Below are 18,843 nucleotides of genomic sequence, written 5' to 3'. Positions count from 1 at the left end.
AGGGGCCGGCAGCATCCCCCTGGGGGCGCCCCCTCGCCCCTCCTACTGGCGCCCTTCCGGCGGCGCTCCCGCATCGTCTGGCCTTCCCCGTATGCTCCGTCCGTGCACGGGGCAGGCCGCCATCAGGAGTTGTACGAGGAAGAGGTCCTCCTCGCGCTGGACGAAGGGTTGCTGTCCTCCGAGGAGGCGGCGGCCCTGCGCGAGGACGCCCTCCGCCTGCACCGCGGGCCCCTGGAGCTGCTGAAGGAACGGGGCCGGCTGACGGAGAACACCCTGGACCTCTTGCGCAAGGACCTGGCCCGCGAGCGCACGGACCGGGGTGGCGCTCCCATCCAGGAGGCCCCCACGCTGTCGACCGCCCCTCCCCAGGCGGTGGACGCGGACGGGGCGCCCGCGTTCCCGGTGCCCGGCTGGGACCGGTATGAGCCGGTGCGCTTCCTGGGGCAGGGCGGCATGGGGCAGGTGTTCCTGGCCTACGACCCGCTCCTGCGCCGCAACGTGGCCCTCAAGTTCGTGCGCGACGGGGACCCGGAGCTGGCCCGCCGCTTCCTGTCCGAGGCCCGCGCCCAGGCCCGCGTGCGCCACGAGCGCGTGTGCGAGGTCTACGAGGTGGGCGAGGTGCGGGGGCAGGCCTTCATCGCCATGCGCTACGTGGAGGGCCCGTCGCTGGGGCACCTGTCCAACACCCTCACGCTGGAGCAGCGGGTGCTGGTGCTGGCCCAGGCCGCCGAGGGCGTGCACGCGGCGCACCGCGCGGGGCTGGTCCACCGCGACCTGAAGCCCGGCAACATCCTGGTGGAGCGCACGGAGGACGGGGGCTTCAACCCCTTCGTGATGGACTTCGGCCTGGCGCGCGACTGGCGCGAGGAGGGCCACCCCGCCAACGCCGTGCTGGGCACGCCGCACTACATGCCGCCCGAGCAGGCCCGCGGAGAAGGCCACCGCCTGGACCGCCGCGCGGACGTCTACGCCCTGGGCGGCACGCTGTACGCGCTGCTCACCGGACAGCCGCCCTTCACCGGCAATACCGAAGCGGAGGTGCTCACGCGGCTCCAGCGGGAGGCGCCGCTCGCGCCGCGCTCCCTGGACGTGAACATCCCGGAGGACCTGGAGGCCATCGTCCTCAAGTGCCTGGAGAAGGAGCGGCCCCTCCGCTACGACTCCGTGCGCTCGCTCATCGACGACCTCCAGCGCTTCCTGGCCGGGGAGCCTGTGCGGGCCCGGCAGGGTGCGCGCTACTGGCTGCGCAAGAAGGTCCGCAAGCACCGCGCGGCGCTGATGCTGGGCTCCGGCGTGGTGGTGGTGGTGGCGGGGGCGCTGGGGCAGGCGGCGCTCGCGCGCGGCGAGGTGGCCGAGCGCGAGCGGCTGGCCCGCGCCTTCACCGAGCGCGTGGAGCGCATCGAGTCCGCGGTGCGCTACTCCGCCCTGTCGCGCCTGCATGACACGCGCGAGGACCGGCAGGCGCTGCGCGCGAGCATGGCCGCGCTGGAGGCGGACGTGCGGCGCGCGGGGGCGCGGGCGGATGGCTCCGGGCAGTACGCCCTGGGCCGCGCGCTGTTCGCCCTGGATGACCTGGACGGGGCCCGCGAGAGGCTGGAGGCCGCGTGGGCGAAGGGCTTCCGCGAGCCCCGGGTGGCGTGGGCGCTGGCGCAGGTGCTGGGTCACCTCTACAGGGATCAGCTGCTGCTGGACGTGGAGCGCCGCGCGCCCGAACAGCGCGAGGCCCGCCGCAAGGAGCTGCACCGGCGCTACCGCGACCCCGCGCTCGCGTACCTGCGGCAGGCCGAAGGGCCGGACGTCCCCGCGCCGCCCGCGTTCGTGAAGGCCCTGTTCGCCTTCTACGAGGACCGCCCGGACGAGGCCCTGTCCCTGCTGGACACGCCCGGCATGCAGGTGCCGTGGTTCTACGAAGCGCCCCTCTTGCGCGGCGACATCCTGCTCGCGCGCGCCATGCAGCGCTGGAACGGCGGGGACCGCGCGGGCTCCCAGGCGGACCTGGCCTTGAGCCGCGAGGCGTACGCCGCCGCCGTCGCCACCGCGGAGAGCCAGCCCGGGGTGCACGCGGTGCTGGGGCGGCTGGAGCTGGCCGCCATGGTGATGGAGCTGTACGGCGAGGGCAACGTGCTGCCGCACTACGAGCGCGGCCTGAAGGCGCTGTCGCGCGCGCTCGCCGCCGCGCCGGACCATGCGCGGGCGCTGGTGCTGGTGGCGCGCTTCCACCGCCGGCTCGCGGAGCAGCGCACGAACCAGGGAGGGGAGGGCGTGGAGGCCCTGCTGGAGCAGTCCCTGACAGCGCTGCGCACCGCGGAGGCCGTCGCGCCGCCGAGCGCCCGCATCCCGCTGGAGCAGGCCCTCACCCACCGGCAGTGGGCGCGCTACCAGCAACTGCACGGGCAGGATCCGCGCGAACAGCTCCAGCGGGCGACCGCGGCCTTCGAGCGCCTGCGCCCCGAGGACCGGGACTACGCCTTCCACGCCAACCTGGGCCTGACGTGGCAGGGGCAGGCGGACGCGGAGGCCGCGCGCGGAGGCGACCCGCTCCCGTTCCAGGCGAAGGCCATCGACGCGTACCTCACGGCCCTCCAGCTGAGCGAGCAGGAGCCGTACACGTGGATCAACCTGGGGGTCGGCTACCGCAAGCGCGCCAACGCGCCGAACGCGCCCGACGCGGCGGGGGACCTGCGCAAGGCGAACAGCGCGCTTCTCCGCGCCCTGTCGCTGAACCCGGACAACTTCAGCGCGTGCTTCAACGGGGCGGAGGTGGCCGAACAGCTGGCGCGCTTCCACTACCTCAAGGGCGAGGACGTGAGCGTGGACCTGGAGCGGGCGCTCGCGCTGTACCGCCAGGGCCTGGACCTCAACGCGAAGCAGCCGGCGCTCCACAACGCGCTGGGCTCCGCGCTGTTCTGGCAGGGGGAGCTGCTCGCGGAGGAGGGGGGCGACCCGGAGGCCCTGCTCGCGAAGGCGCGCGCGTCCTTCGAGCAGGCGCGGACCCTGGCGCCCACGCAGGGCTTCGCCTTCAACAACCTGGGCGAGTGGGAGGTATTCCGCGCGGAGGGCCAGCTCGCGAAGGGACAGGACCCCACGGCCGCGCTGCGCGCCGCGGTGGAGCACTACGCGAAGGCGTTGGAGCGGCTGCCGGACGACGCGGACGTCCTGGCGAACCTGGGCAAGGCGTGGGTGCACCAGGCGACGTGGGCGCTGTCCCGGCAGGAGGATCCAGCGCCGGAGCTGACGCGGGCCGAAGCGGCGCTGAACCGCGCCCGTGAGCTCAACCCGAGCCTGGGCAATGCGTGGCGCTACCTGGCGGAAGCAGGAGGCGTCCGGGCCCGCTGGAAGGCGCGCGGCCACGGCGCGGACGGCGACTTCACAAGCGCGGCGCAGGCCTACGAGGAAGCCCTGAAGCGGGACCCGAGGCTGGAGTACCGGCTGGCGGCGGCGGACTTCCACGGCGCGTGGGCCGGGTGGCGACTGCGCGAGGGCCAGGACGCGGCGGCCGGACTGAAGCGCGGGCTGGAGCTGGCCGACGCGGTGGTGACGGCCCGCCCCCGGTGGGTACGGGCTCGCGCGGTGCGGGAGGAGCTGCTGCGGCTCCACGCGGGACCGCGCGCTCAGGTTCGGGAGCACGCGGCCGGGGCCCGTGGGCCCTGAGGGGGCCCTCGAGCTGCTTCCCGTTACAGTTCCGGCGGGTCGCTCGTCACGTCGATGCCGCCGTTCTTCCGGTCCGTCTCCAGCGGTCCGACCATCCGGTCCTTCGCTTCATCGAGGTCGGGGTCGGGGATGTTGACCTCGAAGGCGTAGGGGCCCTTCGGCGCCGTGGCGGAGACTGTCAGCGGCGACGTCGCCATGGTGGTGCTCCCCAGGAGGAACGGGCCGGACGTGGTGAGGCAGGTGCCGTGGGGAAAAGTCACCTTGGCGCTGACGATGTTGGTGGCGGTGCCCAGCGTGAACGTCACCGTGTCGCCATGTTTCACCTCCGGTCCAGGCAGGTAGGTGACGGGGGTCGTGGAGATATCAATTGTGATGTTGGCCATAGGTCCTCACGGCAATGCAGTGCCCGTACCAGCGTGCGGGCTCGTGTGTACACCCTCGGAAGTATCACCGACGGGGCGCGGGACACGGCGCCCCGGACGCGTCAGTGACACACTGAAACAAGGCTGACGTGTCAGTCTCAGGTGCCTTCCAGGCCCAGCTCGCGCACCCGGCGCTGGAGGGCGCGGCGGGAGACCTCCAGCTTCTGCACCATGCGGTCCAGGTCGCCTTCGCACTCGTGGAAGCAGCGGGTGATCTCCTCCGGGCTCAAATCCCGCGCGGTGCGCAGCAGCGAGCTCTTGTCGATGAGCACGTACACGGAGGAGCGCGGGATGCCCAGCCAGTCCGCGGTGGCCTTCAGGTCCCACGCGCAGGCGCGCAGGGCCTCCAGCACCTCCTGCTCGCTCACGTCCGCGGGCTTGCGGCGCGCGGGCGTGCGGTGCCCGGCGGGGGTGTTCTCCGAAGGGGAGGACGGCTCCGGGGACAGGGGCTGTCCGGGGATGGGCAGGGCGTCGGCGTCCAACGTCTGCTCCAGCCGGGCGTCCACGCGCAGCCCGGGCAGGCCCCGGCTGCCGATGACGAGCTGCCGGGCGACGTTGCGGAGCTGGCGCACGTTGCCGGGCCACGCGGAGCGCGCCAGCCGCACGGCCAGGGACGCCGGGAGCCACGGCTCCGCGCGGGCGTCCGCGGACGTCAGGCGCCCGGCCTCGCCGGTGGTCTCCAGCTCCTGGCGGGCGAAGTGGAGGAACAGCGACGCGATGTCCTCCCGGCGCTCGCGCAGGGGCGGCACGACGATTTCAAAGCCCGCCAGCCGGTGCAGCAGCGGGGCCTTGAAGCGTCCGTCGTGGATGCGCGCCTCCAGGTCCGCGTCGGTGGCGGTGACGAGCCGCACGTCGACGCGCACGGGCGTCTGTCCGCCCACCGGATAGACTTCGCCCGTCTCCAGCACGCGCAGCAGCGCCGCCTGCACCTCCGGAGGGGCCTCGGCCACCTCGTCCAGGAAGAGGGTGCCGCCGTGGGCGGCGCGGAAGAAGCCGTCGCGGTCGCGCGTGGCGCCGGTGAACGCGCCCCGCAGCGTGCCGAACAGCTCCGCGGCGATGAGGTCCTTCGACAGGGCGCCCAGGTTGACGCTGACGAAGGGGCCGGCGCGGCGGGGCCCCTGCGTGTGGAGCGCTCGCGCCACCAGCTCCTTGCCCGTGCCCGTCTCGCCCCGCACCAGCACCGGCACCTGGAGGTCTGCGACGCGCAGCACGTCCTCGCGCACCCGGACGATGCCCTCGCTGTCCCCCACCATGCCCAGCGCCGTCAGGTCCACCGGGGAGCCCAGCGCCCCGGCCGCGCGCGGGGTGGCCCGGTGCAGCAGCAGCGCCACGCGCCCGGCGAGCACCAGCGGCACGCCTGACGCCAGCGCCTCCGCGGGGAACTCCCGCCCGCCCTTCACCGGCTCACTGCCCACCACCACTGGCGTCCCGTCCTCCGGCACGAGCAGCCGGACGCCGCCGCGCACCCCGGGCTCGAAGCGCACTGGGGTGCGGCTGAGGAACGGGTCCCCCAGGGGCAGCGACAGCACGCCGCCCGGACGGCTGAAGTCCGGGGCGTTGCGGGACAGCGCCACGGCGCGCTCCCCGGACAGGAGCCCGTCGAGCAGCAGGCGTTCGCCAATGCGCTGCGGCTGCGCGTGGCCGATGAGGGTCAGCGCGGGCACCGCGTGGGCCGCCTGTGAGGGCGTGGCCTGCGAGCGGACGGCGGTCGTGGAGAATTCAGCGGGGTTCTTGGGGGGCGACATGGACCTCCGGCGAAGCCTACAACGGGCCGGCTGGCCCTGGAGCGGTCAGGCGAGCCCTTCAAGGTGTGAAGCGGCTCGGGGCGGTGCTTTTCCACGCGGCCTCCCAGGGGCCATCCCCCCGGCTGCCCGCCCGCCCAGCACCTGCGAGGTGGGCGAATGCCGCGCCCCGGGCCCACCCCGTGAATAGGGTTGAAGGGCCTCCCGTGTGGATCTTCGAGAAAGCCCGAGCCTCCATGTCTCCATCGACCTCGAACATCGCTCCCTTCGACGCCGTCCTCTTCGACCTGGATGGCGTCGTCATCGACACGACCGAGCTGCACTATCGCGTCTGGGAGGACTTCGCCCGCGAGCGGGGCTATGTGCCCACGCGGGAGGAGTTGCTCGCCACCAACGGGAAGCGGGCAGGGGAGACGCTGCGCGCGTGGTTCGGCGGGGCGTTGAGCGACGAGGAGGTGGAGGCGCTGACGTACGACCGGGAGATGGCCTTCCACCGGCTGCTGGAGCGCGAGCCGGTGTCCGCCGTCCCCGGCGTGGGGGCGTATCTGCGCTCGCTGGGGCAGGCGGGCGTGCCCTGGGCGCTGGGCACGAGCGCGCTGGCGGACAACGCGGAGCTGGCCCTGGAGCGCGTGGGGCTGGAGGACCTGTTCCCCGTGCGGGTGACGTCCACGGACGTGACCCGGGGCAAGCCGCATCCGGAGGTGTACCTGAAGGCGGCCTCCGCGCTGGGGGTCGCGCCCACGGGGTGCGTGGTGTTCGAGGACGCGGTGGCGGGGCTCAGGGCCGCGCGGGCCGCGGGCGCGGCGTGTGTCGCCGTCGCCACGTCGTTCCCGCGCGAGGTCCTGGTGCGCGAGCAGCCGGACTTCCTGGTGAAGGACTTCCGGGACCTGCCCGCGCTCCTGCGTCCTGGCAGCGCCGGCGCCTTCAGGGAGCCGACGGCACCTCACCCGTGAGCACGCAGATGAGCGCGTCCGGGTCGCACTTCACCGGGAACAGCGGGTTGATGCCGGAGCCGCGCAGCCGCCCGGCGTCATAGTCCGCGTACGGGTCGCACAGCGCGTCGCTCGGCCCCTTCGTCGTGCTGTCCTGGCACTTCACCACCGGCCAGATGCCCTTCACGGCGTACGAAGCGGTGCAGCCGTTCTCCGTGTAGACGAGGTCCGCGGTGAACTGCGTGCCCGGGATCTCCGGCGTGTTGTAGATGCGCAGGTTGCTCCACGCATAGCCGTAGTCCTGCGCGGGCAGCACCCCGCCGTCGGCCGCCGGGGACTCGGGCACGTCCAGCCGCGTGGGCGTCAGCTGGGGCACCGTGCAGAAGCGGTCCTCCGCGGGCGTCTCCGACGCGAAGGGGCCCACCGCGGTGGCCGAGTCGCCCGCGCCCGGGGGGAGCCGCGCCGCGAAGTCCTTCAGCAGCTGGCCCAGCCGGGCGCTGCGCACGCCCACCGTGTCGGGGGCCTTGGGGTCCTGGCTGAAGTACTTCTGCAGGCCCAGGGGCTCCGGCTTGAGCCGGGCGCAGGCGAGGTCCGGGTTCTGCCCTTCCTTGAGCTGGTACGTCGTGGCGAACGAACCGGTGGAGCCGTCCGACACGGCGCGGGCCACCACGCAGGGGGCCTCCGGCTCACTGCCACAGGCCCCGGCGGTGACGACCGCGGCCGCCAGCCCCCCACTCACTGCCATCCATCGAAGCTTCATCGCGGGTGTCCTTTCTCGTGCGGCGCGGGGCCTAGAAGCTCAGCTTCGCGCCCAGACGGATGGCCCGCGGTGCCTGGTAGGCGGTGGGCCGCTTGAAGTTGGGGTTGATGTCCTGCTCGACGATGGGCAGCCCGGTCGCGGTGGAGATGACCTTGCACGAGGGGTTGTTCTTCGAGAGGCACGCGGTGAGGTCGTCCGGGTTGCCGCCCTGCTCGATGGCGTACACGCGCGTGGTGGTGAAGGTCTGGTCCACGTCCGTGTACTGCTGGAAGTTGAAGAGGTTGAAGACGTCCAGCGACACGGTGAGCACGTAGTCCTTCACCAGCCGCTGGTTGAGGCCCACGTGGCCGTCCACGCCGTGCACCCAGGGCAGCCGGCCGGCGCTGCCGCGCGGCAGGATGAAGGTCTCCGAACCGCTGCGGCGCGGGTGCGCGCCCAGGTAGTTGAGCGGCGCGCCGGAGCGCGCCCGGTAGTTGCCGCCCACGTTGACGCTGGTGCGCGGTCCGACGACGAACTCCTTCGCGCCGAACACCTTGAAGGAGTGCGTGCGGTCCCCGGGGAGCTGGCCGTCGCGGTTGACGGTGAGCGACACCAGGTCGAAGTCGCGCGTGAGGTTGGGGGACAGCTGCCCGGTGTCCGCGCGGAACAGGCCGGAGTAGTTCCCGCGCAGCGTGGACCAGGTGTAGCTGGCCTGGGCCAGCCACCCGTGGGTGAAGGCCCGCTGGAAGTAGAGGTTGACCGCGTCGTACTCGCGCTTCGCCAGCGGGAAGTCCGTCGAGTAGCCCTTGCCCGGGTTGCCCAGGAAGAAGGTGCTGCCGTCGTCGCGGCTCATGTCCTCGATGACGTCGTTGAGGTAGCGCCGGGTGTACGTGGCGCCCAGGCGGCCGGAGGCGAACAGTTCGTACTCACCGCCCAGGACGAACTCGTCCGCGGACTGGGCGCGAATCTGGGGATCCACCGGCACGCGGTCCCCGCCCTGCGCGTCCCAGAGCTGGTTGGGGCTCTCGCGGTTGCCAATGGCCGTGCGGTTGGCGTCCACGGTGCAGTCGGTGAGCAGCGAGCCTTCCCGCGACGGGTTGCACGGGGGCGCCCGGTAGGTGGAGGACAGGAGCTGCTGCTGGGGGAAGGACAGGTCCGCCATGTCCAGGGGGACGTTCTCGAAGAAGCGCGCGTAGTTGACGAAGAGCTTGGCGCGGCCCGCCTGCGTCGGGTCGTAGATGACGCCCAGGCGCGGGGACCACTGGTTGGGCAGGTGCAGGCCCACTTCGCCATCCAGGCCGTACAGCGTCTGCACGTCGTAGCGCAGGCCCGCGTTGACGGTGACCTTGTCGAGGATGGACCAGCTGTCCTGGATGAAGCCGCCCACGGTGGTGGACGTGGAGGTGCCTTCCTTGCTGGCCAGGAACACCGGCCGGTCGGGCGCCTCCAGGTAGCCGTACTGGTTGAGGCTGAAGAAGCAGTCGCCGCCGGTGCACTCCTGCCAGGGCGTGAGGCCGGTGCGCGCGCGGTTGTTGTAGAAGCTCATGCGCTCGATGTCCGCGCCGGCCTTGAGGATGTGGTGGCCCAGGGCCTCCAGCAGGTAGGTGCCCATCACCTTGCCCTGCACGCGGTCCAGCCGCTGGATGCTGATGGTGCCGGGGCCGCCGGTGGAATAGGCGGTGACGGGGCAGCGCAGGGCCTGCTCCGCGGGGGTGGCGCCGCAGGCGGCGGGGTCGGGCAGGGACTCGAATTCGTTGATGGTGTGGGGGCCGGGGTTGCGGGTGCGGCGCCACGCGATGTTGGACTGCGCGGACAGGCCCTCGCCGGAGCCCAGGCCGGAGCCGTCCGACGGCAGGATGGAGTCGGCCTGGTGGTGCCAGCCGAGCGTCGCGTCCACGAGCAGCTTCTTGTCGAAGAAGGACGACGTCTGCTTGGCCACCAGGTCCAGCGCGCTGTTCTCACGCTGGGTGGCGATGGCGCCGTAGGCGCCCTGCACGAAGCTGGTGCAGGACAGGCTGGTGCACACCTCCGGCTCGCCGTCGTCGCTGAAGGCGTACTTGCCAACGCCGCCGGAGGAGCGCGGCGTGCCGAAGACGGAGACCGCCAGGCTGTGGTCCTGGTTGAAGTTGTAGGTGAGCTTGCTCAGGAACTGCAGGGTGCGCTCGTCGGCGAAGCGGCTGACCTGGGTGCCCGCGATGGGGTTCACCTGGGAGAAGCCGGTGGCGGGGTCCTTGCGGCGGGCGTTCACGGCGGAGCAGCCGTTGGCGGGGTCCACCTCCGTGCACAGCTCGTAGCTGCTGAGCTGCCGGTCCACCTGGATGCGATTGAAGGACGGCGCGACGCCCACGTAGAACCAGAGCTTGTCCTTGAGGATGGGGCCGCCCAAATCGAAGCCGAAGTCGCCCAGGTTGTGGGCGCTGCCCTGCGCGGAGATGACGCTGCCCTCGCGGCGCACCACGGTGCCCGCCGTCTGGAGGGCGCCCGGGGCCATGTTGGCGAAGACGGAGCCGTGGAACTCATTGGAGCCGGACTTGGTGACGACGTTGAGCACGCCGCCGGTGGAGCGGCCGTACTCGGGCATGTAGCCACCGGTGATGATGTTGACCTCCTTGACGAACTCCACGGACAGGGGCGTGCCCAGGGTGCCCACGCCGGGGTCGTTCACGGACAGGCCGTCCACGACGTACTGGCTCTCCGGGGAGCTGCTGCCGCTGATGCTCACGCCGTAGCGGTCCTCGACGGCGCCGGGGGCCAGCTCCGCCAGGCCTTCAAAGGAGCGGGACGCGGAGCCCTTGGTGCCGGGGCGGATGACGGCGATGTTGCGGATGAAGTCCTGGTCCACGGTGACGCCCGCGGCGCTGGAGCCCACGTCCACGCTGGGCGGCGCGCCCACGACCTCGACGGTCTCCGTGAGGCCCTCGTCGGGGAGCAGCTCGGCGTTGAGGCGGATGGTGCGGTCGATGCGCAGGAGGATGCCGCCGCGCTCGTAGGTCTTGAAGCCCTGGGCCTCGAAGCGCAGCAGGTAGGTGCCGGAGGGCAGCTGGGGGATGCGGTACAGGCCGCTCTTGTCGGAGACGACCGTGCGCTCGCCCTGGAGCTGGGGCGAGGTGGCGGTGACGACGACGTCCTCCAGCGGCCCCTTGTTCGCGGCGTTCGTCAGGGTCCCGGTGATGACCGAGTTGCCCTGGGCGAAAGCCCCGGTTCCCCACAGCAGCACCGCGAGCCACAGCCCACGGTTGACACGGTTGCGTCTGGACACGGAATGCCCCTCCCGGCGAAGGCGGCGCACTCTGTCGCAAAACGTGAGAAATCCACCAGCTACAAACAGTCTGGCTTCTCTGTTAGGGCCGGGAATACCCGACCGGGCGCGTCAAAAGATGTTCCAGGGCTCGGAGGAGAAGAGGGCGTGGAAGAGGGTCGTCTGGGGCGGCTTCATGAAGTTGACGTAGAGGGGGACGGGCGTCTGGGCGATGTCCAGGGGCAGGGCGGTGGCGCCGTAATCCTCTTCGATGCGCTGGGCGATGACGTCCGCGATGCCGCGCAGCGCCAGGGGCGTGGGGCCCAGGAACACCTTGGAGTCCCGGTGGTGCTGGCCGTAGACCTCATGGCGGACGCAATGCACGGTGTAGACCGGGGCCAGGATGCTCAGGTAGCCGACGACCCGCCACTCGAGCTGGGGACCGTGCAGGGCCTTCTCACCAGGCGGGGCGACGATCACGCCGAAGGCCGGGTTCGCCGTGGGGGGGGGTAATCCCAGACGTCGCAGTCCGGGAACGCCTCCTTGAGTTGCTTCATCAAGGCCAGCCACCGGTCGAACTCCTTCCGCTTCTCCTTCCAGAGCGCTTCGTAGCGAATGTCTTCGGGGCCTGGTTCCTGCCGGAGGTCATAAGCTTCGTCCACCCCCCAGTAGAGGCGCGCAATCTCAAACAACTCCTGGGCGGAAGGACTCATGGCTTCTTGAACCGGGGCTCCACGGGAGTGGCTTCCTGGCGGCAGAGTTGCTTCACCCGCGAGCCGTAGATTGCCTTGGAGAGCGCGAGCGTGAGGGTGTCCCTGAACTCCGTGCAGGCGAGGCCTAGCGGAGTGGCGGGAGTGGCCGCGCTGAACACGGCCTGTGCTGAGAGGTTCGCGCAATCCGCTGAGATGCGTTGGGCCAGCGGCAGGGAGATGGGCCCGAGGGCTTTTGTCTCCATGGGCTCCTCGACGCCAAGCTGACACATGTACATCTCACCGGTGTCTCTCCGGAGGGGTACCCGGACACACGCCGCCCGCCAGCCACCCGGCCCTGGCCCCGTATGCTCCACGATGGTCACGAACTGGAAATGCTTGGGCTGGAGTCTGCCCTCCACGATCGTGCCCGTGGCCATGCAGCCCGTCATCCACCAGGACACCACCGCGAGCGCCAGCGGCGCCCGGACCGTCTTGCCCGTGTCTTCCCCCCGGGAAGACACGGAGCACACCTCAGAATCCGCGCAGCGCTCCACCGTCACAGGCGATGGACTGTCCGCTGACATACGCGGCCGGCTCCGACGCCAGGAACGTCACCAGCGCCGCGAACTCCTCCGGCCTCCCCAGCCGCCGCGCTGGGATGTTCGGCGCCACCTTCTCGTCGGACAGGCCCAGGTCCTTCATCCGGTCCGTCGCGTGGTAGCCGGGCAGCGCCGCGTTCACCGTGATGCCGTACGGGCCCACTTCATTGCTCAGGCTCTTCACCAGCCCCAGCAGGCCCGCGCGCAGGCCGTTGGACACCGTGAGGTTGCTCATCGCCTCGCGCGCCGCCGTGGACGTCACCAGCACGATGCGGCCCCAGCCCTGCGCCTTCATGCCCGGAAGCGCCGCCTGGATGGCATCCACCGTGGACAACCACAGGCTCTGGAAGCCCGTCTGCCATTGCTCCCCGGTGATGGCCTCGAAGCCCCCCGCCGGAGGCCCGCCCGCGTTCACCACCAGCACGTCCAGGCCGCCCAGCTTCTGCGTCACCGTGTGCACCAGCTCGCGCGCCGCGCCCGCCTGCGTCAGGTCGCACGGCACCGCCAGCGCCGCGCCCAGCTCCTTCGCCGCCTTCTCCAGCTTGTCCCCACCCCGCGAGGAGATGGCCACCGTGGCGCGCTCCTTCACCAGCGTCTCCGCGATGGCGCGCCCCAGTCCCGAGGACGCCCCCGTCACCAGCGCCCGTCTACCCTTCAGGCCGAAATCCATCCGCGTGCTCCTTCATGAAAGGGGTCAGCCGGCCGCGGATGAGCTTCGCCGCCGCGTCCAGGTCCACGTCCTCGGGGCGCGTCAGCCCCCGAGACAATTCAGAGACGATGCCGCCCGCGATGGCGCCCACCTCGTACGCCAGCCGGTAGGGCACGCGGCTGAAGCTCACCAGCGGATAGCGGCTGACGAACTCCCCCGGAAAGGCGTTGAGCAGCACCTTCTCCACGCCCTTCTCCAGGAGGAAGCGCGGGTCGCCCGTGCTGTCGCGCATCTCGATGAAGTTCTCCACCGCCATGTCCGCGATGGCGTCCGCGTTCGTCTTGCGCCGCCGCTCGAACACGCTGAACGTCTCCTCCCAGTCCGTCTGTGACGCCAGGAGCCCGTCCAGCACCGCGCAGTCCTCGAAGCCGCAGTTCATCCCCTGGCCGAAGAAGGGCACGATGGCGTGCGCCGCGTCGCCCAGCAGCAGCGTGCGTCCTCCCACGCGCCACGGCGCGCACTTCACCGTCACCATGTGCCCGGTGGGGCGGGCGAAGAACTCCTCCACCAGCCCGGGGATCAGCGCCTTCGCGTCCGGGAAGCGCTCCTGGAAGAAGTCCTCCAGCGCCTGTGGCGTCTTCAGGGAGTCGAAGCTCACCGGCCCCTGCCACGGCAGGAACAGCGTGCAGGTGAAGCTGCCGTCCTCGTTGGGCAGGGCGATGAGCATGAAGGAGCCGCGCGGCCAGATGTGCAGCGCGTGCTTCTCCATCTGGAAGCTGCCGCCCGGTCCCGGCGGAATCGTCAGCTCCTTGTAGCCGTGTCCCAGCGTCTCCTGCGTCGCCTGGAAGTCCGGCCGCGGCTGCATCGCCTGGCGCACCGCCGAACCGGAGCCGTCCGTGCCGAAGACCACCGTGTCGCGCACCTCGCGCGTCTCGCCCGTGGCCTCGTCCTGCACCGTCAGCGTCCCCGCCGCGGCGTCGGCGTGGGTGACGCGCTGGCGGAAGTGGATCCGCACGCGACCCGTGGCCTCCGCCTGCGTCATCAGGAAGCGGTTGAGCCAGCCTCGCGACAGCGAGTTGATGTGCTGCGAGTCGTCCTTGCCGTAGGGCTGGTACGCCAGCTCCCCCTGCACCGGGTGGATGACCCGGCCCCGCATGGGGATGGCGTGCTTCAGCGCCTCCTCCTCCAGCCCCACCTGCCGCAGCGCGTGCAGGCCGCGCGTGGAGATGGCCAGGTTGATGGAGCGTCCCGCGTCCAGCGCTTCGCGGCGCATGTCCGGCCGGCGCTCCAGCACCTCCACCGTGTGGCCCCGGCGGGCCAGGTACAGCGACAGCAGCGAGCCGACGAGGCCCGCTCCCACCACCGTCAGCTTCGACTCATTCGAGGGCATGGGCTTCCAGCGTCCGCACGAAGCGGAAGACGTCCAGGTACGTGTTGTAGAGGGGCGCGGGCGCGGCGCGGATGATGTCCGGCTCGCGGAAGTCGCAGATGACGCCCGCCTGGGACAGCCGCCCCAGCAGGCGCTTGGGCTCGCCCTTGAAGCGCAGGGACAGCTGCGCGCCGCGCTGTTTGGGGTCCTTCGGGGTGGTGATGGTCACGAACCCGCCGGGCAGCCGGTTGAGGAGGAACTCCATGAAGCCGGTGATCTTCTCGCTCTTCGCGCGCACGGCCTCCATCGTGGCCTTGTCGAACAGCTCCATCGACGCGCGCAGCGCCGCCAGCTGGAAGATGGGCGGGTTGGACAGCTGCCACCCCTCCGCGCCCGGCAGCGGGTCGAACGTGGGGCCCATCTCGAAGCGAGTGGCCTTGTTGTGGCCCCACCAGCCCTCGAAGCGCGGCAGGTCCGGCGAGTGCGCGTGCCGCTCGTGCACGAACACGCCGCCCAGGCTCCCCGGCCCGCCGTTGAGGTACTTGTACGAACACCACACCGCGAAGTCCGGCCCGTCGTCGTGCAGGGCGAAGCGGAGGTTGCCCGCGCCGTGCGCCAGGTCGAAGCCCACCTTGCAGCCCTGCGCGTGCGCCACGCGGGTGATGGCCCCGATGTCGAACGCCTGCCCGGTGAGGTAGTTCACGCTGCCCAGCATCACCAGCGCGACCTGCTTGCCGTGCCGCTCCACCGCTTCGAGGATGTCCCCGGGGCGCAGCGTCTCCTCGCCCTCGCGCGGCATCAGCCGGACGATGGCCTCCTCGGGGTTGTACCCGTGGAAGCGCGCCTGGGACGCCACCGCGTACTGGTCCGACGGGAAGGCGTTGCCTTCGATGAGGATCTTGAAGCGCTCGCGCGTGGGTCGGTAGAACGACACCATCATCAGGTGCAGGTTCACCGACAGGGTGTTCATCACCACGACTTCCTGGGGCTGCGCGCCCACCAGCCGCGCCACCTGTTCGGTGAGCAGCTCGTGGTACGGCAGCCAGGGGTGACGGCCGTGCACGTGGCCCTCCACGCCCAGCCGCTCCCAGTCCTCCATCTCCATCTGCACGTACTTGCGCGCCTTGCGCGGCTGGAGCCCCAGCGAGTTTCCCGCCAGGTAGACGGACGGGGCCCCGGAGGGGCTGGCCACGAGCAGGAACTCGTCGCGGAAGGGACGCAGCGGATCCTGCGCGTCCAGGGTGTGCGCGAAGGCGTCGGTGCTCTCGTAGACAGGGGCCGTCATGGTGCGAAGTCCTCGTGCGAGCGCCCCAGCCACTCCAGGGCGTTGCGGAAGAGCAGCCGTTCGCGCACCGGCGTCTCCAGGTCCGTCAGGGATTCAATGAGCGTGCCGGGCCGGTCCTCGCCCAGCGGGAAGGGATAGTCGCTGCCCAGCGCCACCTTGTCCGCGCCAAACAGCTTCACGATGGCGCGCAGCGCCTCCGCGTCGTGCACCAGCGAGTCCACCCAGAAGCGCCCCAGGTAGTCGCGCGGCGCCACGGGGTTGTCCACCGCGACCAGGTCCGGGCGCACCTCGAAGCCGTGCTGGATGCGGCCAATCGTCCCGGGGAACGCGCCGCCGCCGTGCGCGAACGCGAGCCGCAGCTTCGGCAGCCGCTCCATCACCCCGCCGAAGATGAGCGAGCAGATGGCCAGCGACACCTCCGCCGGCATGCCCACCAGCCACGGCAGCCAGTACTTCGCCATCTTCGCCTCACCCATCATGTCCCACGGGTGCACGAAGACGGCGGCGCCCAGGTCGCTCGCCGCCTGGAAGAAGGGGAAGAGGGCCGGGTCGCTCAGGTTCAGGTCGTTGACGTGGCTGCCAATCTGCACGCCCGCGAAGCCCAGCGTGCGCACGCAGCGCTCCAATTCCTTGACCGCCATGTCAGTGGATTGGAGCGGCACCGTGCCCAGGCCCACGAAGCGCCGGGGCGCCGTCGCCACCGCGCTGGCCAGGTGGTCGTTGAGGAAGCGCGCCACCTCCAGGCCGTGCTCGGGCTTCGCCCAGTAGCTGAACAGCACCGGCACCGTGGAGAGCACCTGCACCTGGACGCCGTGCGCGTCGCACTCCACGACGCGCTGCTTCGGGTCCCAGCAGTTGCTTTCGATTTCGCGGAAGAACTTCCCGTCGTCCCGCAGCATCCGCGCCCGGCACGGCGCGTGGTGGTCCAACGTGATGAAGCCGCCGTAGCCGAAGCGCTCGGCGAAGCGGGGCATCTGCGGAGGCAGGAGGTGCGTGTGGATGTCGACCTTCACTTGGGCGCACCACCCCGCGTCACCTTCGTGCCGCATTGCTTGCAGGTGCAGTGCTCCGGGTCGCCGTAGAAGTGCTCGAACACCGGGGGCAGCTGCGTCACCAGGTTGGTGACGTGCAGCGACTCCTCATAGAGCTTCTCGCCGCACTTCGGGCACAGCCAGAGGAACGAATCCAGCTCCTGCGGCTGGCGGCGGCGCTCCAGCACCAGCCCCACCGTGCCGGCCGGGCGCTGCGGCGAGTGCGGCACCTTGGGGGGCAACAGGAAGATCTCCCCTTCGCGGATGGGGATGTCCTGCACCTGCCCCTCGTCGATGACGCGCAGGGTGATGTCACCTTCGAGCTGGTAGAAGAACTCCTCGCCCTCGTTGACGTGGAAGTCCGTGCGCGCGTTGGGGCCGCCCACCACGGTGACCATGAAGTCCCGGTCCGCCCACACCTGCTGGTTGCCCACGGGGGGCTTGAGCAGCGGACGGTGCTCGTCGATCCACTTCTTGAAGTTGATGGGGGTCAGTCGTCCCATGTCACACGTCTCCAATGGTGGCGATGCACTTGAGTTCAATGGCGATGGGCGTGGGCAGCCGGTTGATCTCCAGCGTGGTGCGGCACGGCGGGTCGTCCTTGAAGTACTCCGCCCACAGCCGGTTGTACGTGGGGAAGTCCTTCTTCATGTCCGTGAGGTACACGGTCACGTCCACCAGCCGGTCCCACGACGAGCCCGCGTCCTCCAGGATGTAGCGCACGTTGCGGAACACCGAATGGCACTGCGCCTCGATGTCGTACGAGACGATGTTGCCCTGGGCATCCAGCTCCACGCCGGGGATGGCCTTGGTGCCGCGCTCGCGCGGGCCCACGCCGGAGAGGAACAACAGGTTCCCCACACGGCGCGCGTGTGGGTAGAGCCCCACGGGCTCCGGGGCCTTCTTCGAATCGATCCGCTCGCCAGCGCTCACGCGTCGCTCCAGGGGCAGCAGGGCTTCACAGCTTGATGCAGACGTTCTTGGGTTCGGTGAAGAAGCGCAGCGCGTCCCAGCCGCCCTCGCGGCCCACGCCCGAGTCCTTCACCCCGCCAAACGGCGTGCGCAGATCGCGCAGCATCCAGGTGTTCACCCAGACGATGCCGCTGTGCAGCCGCGAGGCGAACCGGTGCGCGCGCGTCAGGTCCTTCGTCCACACGCTGCCCGCCAGCCCGTAGCGCGTGGAGTTGGCCCAGGACAGCACCTCCTCCTCGTCGTCGAAGGGCATGAGCGTGGCCACCGGGCCGAAGATCTCCTCCTGGTTGGTGCGGCACGCGGACGACAGGCCCTCCACCAGCGTGGGCTCCACGAACCAGCCGTTCTCGCAGCGGCCCGGCACCTTCGCGCGCCGGCCGCCGGTGAGCACGTGGCCGCCCTCCTGCTTCGCGAGGTCGACGTAGCCCAGCACCTTCTCGAAGTGCTCGCGCGACACCAGCGCGCCCTGGTCCGTGCCCTCCACCAGCGGGTCGCCCACCTTGAGGGCCTGGGTGCGCGCGACCAGCGCCTCCTTGAAGCGGGCGTAGAGGGGGCGCTGCACGAAGATGCGCGGGCCGCACAGGCAGATCTGCCCCTGGTTGGCGAACGACGAGCGCAGCGTGGTGGCCAGCGCCTCGTCGAAGTCGCAGTCCGCGAAGATGACGTTGGGGTTCTTGCCGCCCATCTCCAGCGACAGCTTCTTGAAGGCGGGCGCGGCCACGCGGGCGATCTCCGCGCCGGTGCGCGTGCTGCCGGTGAAGGAGATGGCGCTGACGTCCGGGTGGCGCGTGAGCGGCCCGCCCACGTTGGGCCCCAGGCCGTGCACCAGGTTGAGCACGCCCGGGGGGAGGCCCGCGTCGCGGCACACCTGCGACAGGAGGAACGCCGTCATGGGCGTCACCTCCGACGGCTTGGCCACCACGCAGTTCCCGATGGCCAGCGCGGGGGCGATCTTCCACGTCAGCAGGTACAGCGGCAGGTTCCACGGCGAGATGCAGCCCACCACGCCCAGCGGCGAGCGCAGCGTGTAGTTGAGCGCCACGCCGTCCATGGCGTGCGCTTCGGAGGAGAACTGCGTCGCCGCGTCCGCGAAGAACTCGAAGTTGAGCACGCTGCGGGGGATGTCCACCGTGCGCGCCACCGACAGCGGCTTGCCCGTGTCGATGGACTCCGCCCTGGCGAACGCGTCCAGGCGCTCATGGATGAGGCCCGCGATGCGCCGCAACATCCGCGAGCGCTCCGTCGCCGGCAGCGCGGACCACGCGGGAAACGCCCGGCCGGCCGCCTCCACCGCGGTGCGCACGTCCTCCTCGCGCGAGTCCGGCACGCGCGCGTACAGCGCGCCCGTGGCCGGCTCCGGCTTGTCCAGCCACTGGCCGCCCGCCGCGGGCACCAGCTGACCACCGATGTAGTTGAGGACCGTTTCCAAGGCAGCGCCCTCCTGGGGGAGACACGACGCGCGGCAATCTAAGCCGCGCCCGTCCGCCGCCTCCAGGATTCCGAGCGGTTCCGTCGGTTGACG

Annotated in this window: 16 protein-coding genes; 2 read left to right on the top strand and 14 right to left on the bottom strand. The window is 71.1% G+C overall.

Features of this window, described 5'->3' with window-relative positions:
• The first annotated feature begins 102 nt into the window (after positions 1-102).
• Positions 103-3,651, top strand: a complete 3,549-nt coding sequence (locus tag OV207_RS33830; RefSeq protein WP_420715282.1) for a protein kinase domain-containing protein — start codon at positions 103-105, stop codon at positions 3,649-3,651.
• Between the two features lie 23 nt (positions 3,652-3,674).
• Here OV207_RS33830 and OV207_RS33825 read toward each other — a convergent pair whose 3' ends face one another.
• Complete coding sequence (locus tag OV207_RS33825) at positions 3,675-4,034, bottom strand: hypothetical protein (protein WP_267559233.1); 360 nt, start codon at positions 4,032-4,034, stop codon at positions 3,675-3,677.
• A 137-nt stretch (positions 4,035-4,171) separates the two neighbouring features.
• On the bottom strand, positions 4,172-5,818 hold the full coding sequence (locus OV207_RS33820) for a sigma 54-interacting transcriptional regulator (protein ID WP_267559232.1): 1,647 nt from the start codon (positions 5,816-5,818) through the stop codon (positions 4,172-4,174).
• Between the two features lie 233 nt (positions 5,819-6,051).
• On the opposite strand from OV207_RS33820, the gene OV207_RS33815 reads away from it, so the two are divergent.
• On the top strand, positions 6,052-6,768 hold the full coding sequence (locus OV207_RS33815) for an HAD family hydrolase (protein WP_267559230.1): 717 nt from the start codon (positions 6,052-6,054) through the stop codon (positions 6,766-6,768).
• Here the strand turns inward: OV207_RS33815 and OV207_RS33810 are convergent.
• The 12 genes from OV207_RS33810 to OV207_RS33755 all read right to left on the bottom strand — a co-directional run bounded on the left by OV207_RS33810 (position 6,740) and on the right by OV207_RS33755 (position 18,750).
• Complete coding sequence (locus OV207_RS33810) at positions 6,740-7,507, bottom strand: hypothetical protein (protein ID WP_267559229.1); 768 nt, start codon at positions 7,505-7,507, stop codon at positions 6,740-6,742. The two genes, OV207_RS33815 and OV207_RS33810, sit on opposite strands and share 29 nt — an antisense overlap.
• Before the next feature lie 31 nt (positions 7,508-7,538).
• A complete protein-coding gene (locus tag OV207_RS33805; RefSeq protein ID WP_193346673.1) occupies positions 7,539-10,745 on the bottom strand; it encodes a TonB-dependent receptor in 3,207 nt (1,068 codons plus the stop codon).
• Positions 10,746-10,856: 111 nt separating this feature from the next.
• Complete coding sequence (locus OV207_RS33800) at positions 10,857-11,204, bottom strand: hypothetical protein (protein WP_267559228.1); 348 nt, start codon at positions 11,202-11,204, stop codon at positions 10,857-10,859.
• Positions 11,201-11,437, bottom strand: coding sequence for a hypothetical protein (locus OV207_RS33795; protein WP_267559227.1), 237 nt, complete (start codon positions 11,435-11,437; stop codon positions 11,201-11,203). Before OV207_RS33795 ends, OV207_RS33800 begins: the two co-directional genes overlap by 4 nt.
• Positions 11,434-11,853, bottom strand: coding sequence for a hypothetical protein (locus OV207_RS33790; RefSeq protein WP_267559226.1), 420 nt, complete (start codon positions 11,851-11,853; stop codon positions 11,434-11,436). Before OV207_RS33790 ends, OV207_RS33795 begins: the two co-directional genes overlap by 4 nt.
• 94 nt (positions 11,854-11,947) lie before the next feature.
• A complete protein-coding gene (locus tag OV207_RS33785) occupies positions 11,948-12,685 on the bottom strand; it encodes an SDR family oxidoreductase (protein ID WP_193346674.1) in 738 nt (245 codons plus the stop codon).
• Positions 12,663-14,054: an FAD-dependent oxidoreductase gene (locus OV207_RS33780; RefSeq protein WP_267559225.1), complete on the bottom strand. Its 1,392-nt coding sequence runs from the start codon at positions 14,052-14,054 to the stop codon at positions 12,663-12,665. The genes OV207_RS33785 and OV207_RS33780 overlap by 23 nt, the downstream gene beginning before the upstream one ends.
• Positions 14,041-15,318: a kynureninase gene (gene kynU / locus OV207_RS33775; RefSeq protein ID WP_267559224.1), complete on the bottom strand. Its 1,278-nt coding sequence runs from the start codon at positions 15,316-15,318 to the stop codon at positions 14,041-14,043. Before kynU ends, OV207_RS33780 begins: the two co-directional genes overlap by 14 nt.
• Positions 15,315-16,331 carry an amidohydrolase family protein gene (locus tag OV207_RS33770; protein WP_267559223.1) on the bottom strand — a complete coding sequence of 339 codons (1,017 nt, stop codon included), beginning with the start codon at positions 16,329-16,331 and terminating at the stop codon, positions 15,315-15,317. The genes kynU and OV207_RS33770 overlap by 4 nt, the downstream gene beginning before the upstream one ends.
• Positions 16,328-16,852 carry a 3-hydroxyanthranilate 3,4-dioxygenase gene (gene nbaC / locus OV207_RS33765; RefSeq protein ID WP_120624126.1) on the bottom strand — a complete coding sequence of 175 codons (525 nt, stop codon included), beginning with the start codon at positions 16,850-16,852 and terminating at the stop codon, positions 16,328-16,330. Before nbaC ends, OV207_RS33770 begins: the two co-directional genes overlap by 4 nt.
• Position 16,853: 1 nt before the next feature.
• Positions 16,854-17,282 (bottom strand): RidA family protein, encoded by a 429-nt coding sequence (locus OV207_RS33760; protein ID WP_267559222.1) that lies wholly within the window; start codon positions 17,280-17,282, stop codon positions 16,854-16,856.
• A gap of 25 nt (positions 17,283-17,307) precedes the next feature.
• Positions 17,308-18,750 carry an aldehyde dehydrogenase gene (locus OV207_RS33755; RefSeq protein ID WP_267559221.1) on the bottom strand — a complete coding sequence of 481 codons (1,443 nt, stop codon included), beginning with the start codon at positions 18,748-18,750 and terminating at the stop codon, positions 17,308-17,310.
• Between the last annotated feature and the right edge of the window lie 93 nt (positions 18,751-18,843).

The sequence above is a fragment of the Corallococcus sp. BB11-1 genome (genome assembly GCF_026626625.1).
GTDB lineage: Bacteria > Myxococcota > Myxococcia > Myxococcales > Myxococcaceae > Corallococcus > Corallococcus soli.
Note: the sequence above shows the minus strand (reverse complement) of the source record. Positions and strands in the feature narration are given on the sequence as shown.

Excerpts from the sequence above, each read along its gene's own strand:
- OV207_RS33825 (WP_267559233.1), bottom strand. The coding sequence starts at position 4,034 with ATGGCCAACATCACAATTGATATCTCCACGACCCCCGTCACCTACCTG.
- OV207_RS33820 (WP_267559232.1), bottom strand. The coding sequence starts at position 5,818 with ATGTCGCCCCCCAAGAACCCCGCTGAATTCTCCACGACCGCCGTCCGC.
- OV207_RS33815 (WP_267559230.1), top strand. The coding sequence starts at position 6,052 with ATGTCTCCATCGACCTCGAACATCGCTCCCTTCGACGCCGTCCTCTTC.
- OV207_RS33810 (WP_267559229.1), bottom strand. The coding sequence starts at position 7,507 with ATGAAGCTTCGATGGATGGCAGTGAGTGGGGGGCTGGCGGCCGCGGTC.
- OV207_RS33795 (WP_267559227.1), bottom strand. The coding sequence starts at position 11,437 with ATGAGTCCTTCCGCCCAGGAGTTGTTTGAGATTGCGCGCCTCTACTGG.
- OV207_RS33790 (WP_267559226.1), bottom strand. The coding sequence starts at position 11,853 with ATGGCCACGGGCACGATCGTGGAGGGCAGACTCCAGCCCAAGCATTTC.
- OV207_RS33785 (WP_193346674.1), bottom strand. The coding sequence starts at position 12,685 with ATGGATTTCGGCCTGAAGGGTAGACGGGCGCTGGTGACGGGGGCGTCC.
- OV207_RS33780 (WP_267559225.1), bottom strand. The coding sequence starts at position 14,054 with ATGCCCTCGAATGAGTCGAAGCTGACGGTGGTGGGAGCGGGCCTCGTC.
- kynU (WP_267559224.1), bottom strand. The coding sequence starts at position 15,318 with ATGACGGCCCCTGTCTACGAGAGCACCGACGCCTTCGCGCACACCCTG.
- nbaC (WP_120624126.1), bottom strand. The coding sequence starts at position 16,852 with ATGGGACGACTGACCCCCATCAACTTCAAGAAGTGGATCGACGAGCAC.